Raw genomic sequence first — 5,682 nt, forward strand, 5'->3', positions numbered from 1 at the left:
TATCGACTGTTAATTGTTAAAGAACTTATTCTGTACTACCTTCTGCCGTTTGCTACGAAGCGTTGTGTTCGTTGCAGCAGAGAGGTGAGATTATGCAGCGTTTCGCGTTTCTCGTCAACCTCTTTTTTACTACCGCGCCTCCTTGGAGACGGCCCTGACAGACTGCTAACTACTTGATTTCGTTAACCCTTTCTGCGGGGAGGCGAACTATAGCAAAGCCTCCCCGGAGTAGCAAGGCCTATTCCGATAACGTGGTCACTGAATAGCGTGGGTCGTCGCGGATGCTGTGCTGGGTAAACGGCAGCAGCGGCCAGCTCTTCTGCGAATACAGGGACAACTGATCGACATGGTAGGGCGATGCCGGATCGACCGACTGCCCATACAGCAGCATCGCCTGCGCGACCGGCCCCACTTCGTCAAACGTCACCGTCTGCACGTAGCTCGTTCCCCATGCAATCTGGTGATACCCGTCTGCCTGTAGTGCTGTCTCCATATGAATCGAGTTGTAGGAGCCATCGATATCGCCAATCGCTCCGTGCAGCGCGACCCGCATGCCATTGCGCGTATCGCTCTGGTAGTCGCCCAGGCGACCATCCAGCGGTACGTTCAGCGCCTGCATCTGCCGCGCCGCGTCCTTCAACGCCGACAGCATGGCCGGCCCTGCGGCCGGAGCCAGTCCGCGCGGCGTATTCACCGGATCGGCGGCGTCCAGCGCCACAGCCCATTTGTCCGGAATAGACGATGCCCGCTTCCAGAACTCGCGAAACAGCACCGCGCCGCGACTATCGAGATTGGCGTGCCTGTCCCATGCGCCCAATACCCGGCACGCCTGCGCCACCAGCACATCGGCGGACGCGCCGCACAGGGGCAGGAATTCCGGAAGCATCAATTCGGCCGCATACACGCGATTGGCAAACGCCAATTCCTGCACGTCGCTCATGTGCAGGCGCGGCTTATTGGCCAGCACATCCTCGAGCTGCCTGAATCCGATCCGTGTGCGCAGCATCTGAGCCACCCCGGTCGCCCCGTACAGTGGCGAATAGCCCAACGGCGCCGGCCCTGTCAATAAGGCGCGCGGATTCGACAGCCAGTAACTGTCATTCGAATTACCGACATAATCGCTGCGCATCATCCACGGCGCATCGACAGGCGAATGGACGCCCGCCGGCGCGCGCGCGTCGCTTCCCCACGCGCACGCGCTGCGCGAGCCGTCGAACATCAGCACCTGCGGCAGCACAAGGCAATCGGGAGCGAATTTGTCGGCGCCGACCTTGGGCACCACGCTGGCATCGGCATACAGCACATTGCCATTGCGGTCGGCGGCCATGGTATTCACCCAGGGCAGTCCCACGATCTTGTCGAGCGACGCCTTGATCTCATTCACATTGCCGGCACTGCCCAATCCGATCCATTGTTCGACCAGGCGCGTATTGTGGCGATTGGCGTCGCCCAGCACGTGCACCGCCTGCGCCGACCAGGTAATGCCGGCATCCGGCTTGACCAGCACCACGCCTTGCCTGGTGAAATAGAATGTCTTGCTGCGCCGGGTCATACTGCCATCCGGCCGCAGGCTGTCGACGCTGACCGTTTTGGACGTCATTTTGGCGGGCACGCCATCATACAAATACGTCGTGCCACTCGGATCGCGCGTATCGAGCGCCAGCCTGAAGGTCGTGAAGTGCACCGCGCGGGTAACGGTATGCGTCCACGCCACATCCTTGTTAAAGCCGATGACGATCATCGGTATGCCACCCAGGATGACGCCCATGGCATCGTATCGCCCGGGAATGGTCAGGTGCGCCTGATAAAAGCGGTCGGTGCTGGTCCAGGGATAATGCGGATTACCGAGCAGGATGCCGCGCCCGCTCGCCGTAGTGTCCTTGCCGAGCGCCAGTCCATTGCTTCCCAATTGCTCCCGGCTCAAACGGTCAAGCCTGCGCTGCAGAAAACCGGTATCGCTGACCCGCACCTGCGCGCCCTTGTCCGCGAGCGCAACGCCGCCCTCGCGCGCGGCGTCCACGATCTCTTGCGCGAATACCTGGCCCGACGCGTGCAGCGCTTTCTCGGCCAATACCAGCATCATGTCCTCATAGCTGATCGGCCTGACCCACGGGGCCTTGTTGCACGCGGCAGGATAGCGTCCGGCATATTCCTTGAGATAGCGGTTATAGCCGGCCGCGTAACCCGTCAACAAGTCGCGCGCTTCCTGGCTACCGGCGGCATAGCCGGCTTTTAACTGCTCCGCGTCGAGATAGCCCTTGAAGAAGAAGTCGCTGTCCTCGTTATTGAGTTTCATGAAATCGCTGTTGGCGCCATATTCACCGTTGACCGCCGGCGTTGCCGCCTTATCCGCGCCGAAAAACCGCGAGCGCTCGCCGCGCACAGTCAGGATGGTATCGGCGAACATGCACACATTATCCTGGGCATAGGCATAAGCGAGGCCATAACCGATACCGCGAAAATCGCGCGCCCGGATGTGGGCGATGCCGTGCGAGGTGCGCGCCAGCTCGGCGCTGAATTGCGGACGCACCGCCGTCGACAGGCCCGGCGCCTCGTCACTGCGCCCGCAGCCGGCGATGGCAAGCGCGGCCAGGCTTGCCGCGCTTGCGGACAATACAAGACGATTGTGGTGAACTAAACCCCTGGACATGCATCTCATGGTGACTCCCTTTCACGGTGCCGGCCAGGATGGCCGACAGGCAATCGTACGAATGCCGGCCCTGGCCGTATTGAGAGTAGTCAACAAAGGAAATCGCCCCATGCGCGCCGGTGCACGCTTGTCTTGCGCAGCAATCGTTAGTAGGGACTGGCGGTCGGGCGCACGATGATTTCGCTCACGTCCACGTCGGCCGGCTGGTCGATGGCGAAGCGAATGGCGCTGGCGATGGCCGACGGGGCGATCGCCACACGGCGGAAGTCGCGCATGGCCTCGCGCGCCAGTGGGTCGGAAATCGTTTCCGCCAGTTCCGACTCGGTCACGCCCGGCGAGATGACGGTCACGCGGATGTCGCCGCCCACTTCCTGGCGCAAACCTTCCGACAGCGCCCCCACCGCGAACTTGGTCGCACAGTACACGGCGGCCGTGGGACTGACGGCATGGCCGCCGATCGACGAGAGGTTGATGAACTGGCCCGAGCGCTGCTCCCGCATCACGGGCAAGGCGGCGGCGATGCCGTGCAAGACGCCACGGATATTCACATCGATCATGTGATTCCATTCATCGACCTTGAGCGCATCGAGCCGGGACAAGGGCATGACGCCGGCGTTGTTGACGAACACGTCGAGCCGCTTGTACACATCGAGCGCGAAGGCCACGAAGCCTTGCACGTCGTCCAGGCGGCGCACATCCATGGCAAAACTTTCGGCGGCGCCGCCTTCGCCGCGGATCTCGGCAACCAGGGCGGTCAGGCGGTCGACGCGGCGCGCTCCGAGCACGAGGCGGTAACCGTGGCGTCCGAGCAAGCGCGCGGTGGCCGCGCCGATGCCGCTGCTGGCGCCGGTGATGAGGACAACTTTCTGATGCAAATTGTGATGGCTGGACATGCGGTTCTCCTTGAAGTACGGACAGGTGCTGCATCTTACAAATCACGGGCGCGCCCGGAAATACACAGGACTCTCGCTTGATTGCCTATTTCTCCAGGGCGTTCAAGGCAGTGCGATGGACAATGATTCGAGGCTCGGTTGCGGGCGCGGCCTTGATGTGAAAAAAGTAAGAATCGAGGCTTTCGTTAGGTGTAATATTCGTCGAGGTACACATCGTCCCGGCCCCCGGCGACGGCGGGTGCGCATGGCCGCTGCTCACGGCAGCGGGGAACTTATAAAAAGAAAACTGGCAGCATTGCCGGAAGATTGTCTGGGGACGGGAATGGGTTTGACGGCGAACACCAAGGTCGGCTGGCGCAAGGGACGCGCGCAGCCGCGATCGTCCGATCACCCCTTACACAGCAATGCGAGGATGTTCTGAGTCAAGCATCCGTCAAGACCTACCTGCCGTGGGTCGTCGCCGCCGCGCTGTTCATGGAGCAGCTCGACGCGACCATCGTCAACACAGCGGTGCCGAGCATCGCGGCCAGCCTGGGCGTGAGCCCGCTCAGCCTGAAATCAATTGTCTCCAGTTATATCCTCAGCCTGGCCGTGGGCATTCCGGTCAGCGGGTGGATGGCGGACCGCTTCGGCACGCGCCGCGTGTTCGCGGTCGCCATTGTGGTCTTCACGCTGGCCTCGGTCCTGTGCGGCATGGCGGTCAACGCACCGATGATGATCGCCGCCCGTTTGCTGCAAGGCCTGGGCGGCGCCATGATGATGCCGGTCGGCCGCCTCGCCATCATCCGCACCTTTCCCAAATCGGAATTGCTGGGCGCGATGAACTTCGTGATCATCCCGGCGCTGATCGGTCCGCTCCTGGGACCGACCGTGGGTGGGCTGGTCGTGCACTGGGTGTCGTGGCGCTACATTTTCTTCATTAACGTGCCGGTCGGCCTGGTTGCGCTATTCCTGGTGTTTCGCTACATGCCCGATTACCGCGCGGCACAGCGGCGCCCGCTCGATGTGGTCGGCCTGATCCTGTTCAGTTCGGGGACGGCCTTGCTGTCGTGGTTCCTGGAAATTTTCGGCGAGCACACGCTGGCGCCCTTGACCGCCGCGGCCATCCTGGCCTCGTCGCTCGGCTTGCTGGGCGCGTATGCCCTGTATGCGCGCGGCAGGAAGTTTCCGCTGCTGCGCTTGTCGCTGTTTCACATCCGCACGTTCCGCATTGCCGTGGTCGGCGGCTTTTTGACGCGGCTGGGATTGGGCGGGATGCCGTTTTTGTTGCCGCTGCTGTATCAGGTCGGGTTGGGTTTTCCGGCGTGGAAATCGGGCTTGCTGATGATGCCGGCGGCGATCGCGGCGATGGCGATGAAACTGGTGTCGCAACGCTTGCTGCATCGCTTCGGCTATCGCCAGATCCTGGTGGTCAATACTGTCTGCATCGGCTTGACGATCGGCCTGTTTGCTTTTGTCGGCGCCGACACGCCGCTGGTCTTGATTGTGATGCTCGGGCTGACCCAGGGGTTTTTTAATTCGCTGCAGTTCTCGTGCATGAATTCACTTGCCTATGCCGATGTCGACGACCAGGATTCGAGCATGGCCAGTACCATCTCGAGCTCGTTCCAGCAGTTGTCGATGAGTTTCGGGCTCGCTGCCGGATCGCTGGTCACTGCCTGGTTCCTCGGCGACGTGCCGCAGACCGACCGCACCATGGTCATCAGCGCGTTGCATCATGGGTTTGCGACGCTGTCGATCATTACCGTGATATCGTCGCTGACCTTCTGGCGTTTGCACCAGGACGACGGCGAGAGTATCAGCCGCGGTACGGCGCTCAGGCTCCAGCGATAAGAGACGTGGTTCGATTGCAGGGAAGGGCTCGAAAGATGGCGCGCATATCATGAAGGAGATTGCGCCCGGACTCGCCCGGAAACCAATAATGCGATAGGACGTAGCCGGTTCTTACAGACGAAAAAAAACCCCACCTGCACGAAACGCGATTGAGCGCGTTGGCTGGTGGGGCTTTCTCATATAACTAGCCTGACGATGACCTACTTTCACACTGGTTGCAGCACTATCATCGGCGTAAAATCGTTTCACGGTCCTGTTCGGGATGGGAAGGGGTGGTACCGATTTACTATGGTCATCAGGCATAAC

At 61.4% G+C, this 5,682-nt stretch carries 3 protein-coding genes and 1 rRNA gene; 1 reads left to right on the forward strand and 3 read right to left on the reverse strand.

Annotation, left to right across the window (positions count from 1 at the left end; all coding sequences use genetic code 11):
- Positions 1-238: 238 nt before the first annotated feature.
- Together F0185_RS33880 and F0185_RS33885 are read right to left on the reverse strand one after the other, a co-directional pair.
- The gene (locus tag F0185_RS33880; protein WP_167233066.1) at positions 239-2,650 is read right to left on the reverse strand and encodes a penicillin acylase family protein; all 2,412 of its coding nucleotides are present in this window, start codon (positions 2,648-2,650) and stop codon (positions 239-241) included.
- Positions 2,651-2,796: 146 nt separating this feature from the next.
- Complete coding sequence (locus F0185_RS33885) at positions 2,797-3,543, reverse strand: SDR family oxidoreductase (RefSeq protein ID WP_167233068.1); 747 nt, start codon at positions 3,541-3,543, stop codon at positions 2,797-2,799.
- 417 nt (positions 3,544-3,960) lie between these two features.
- On the opposite strand from F0185_RS33885, the gene F0185_RS33890 reads away from it, so the two are divergent.
- Entirely contained in the window at positions 3,961-5,376 is a 1,416-nt protein-coding gene (locus tag F0185_RS33890; protein WP_167233070.1) for a DHA2 family efflux MFS transporter permease subunit, read from the forward strand.
- A 187-nt stretch (positions 5,377-5,563) separates the two neighbouring features.
- Here the strand turns inward: F0185_RS33890 and rrf are convergent.
- Positions 5,564-5,676, reverse strand: a 5S ribosomal RNA gene (gene rrf, locus F0185_RS33895).
- Positions 5,677-5,682: the final 6 nt, after the last annotated feature.

Source organism: Massilia rubra (genome assembly GCF_011682065.1).
GTDB classification, from domain to species: Bacteria; Pseudomonadota; Gammaproteobacteria; order Burkholderiales; family Burkholderiaceae_D; genus Telluria_A; species Telluria_A rubra.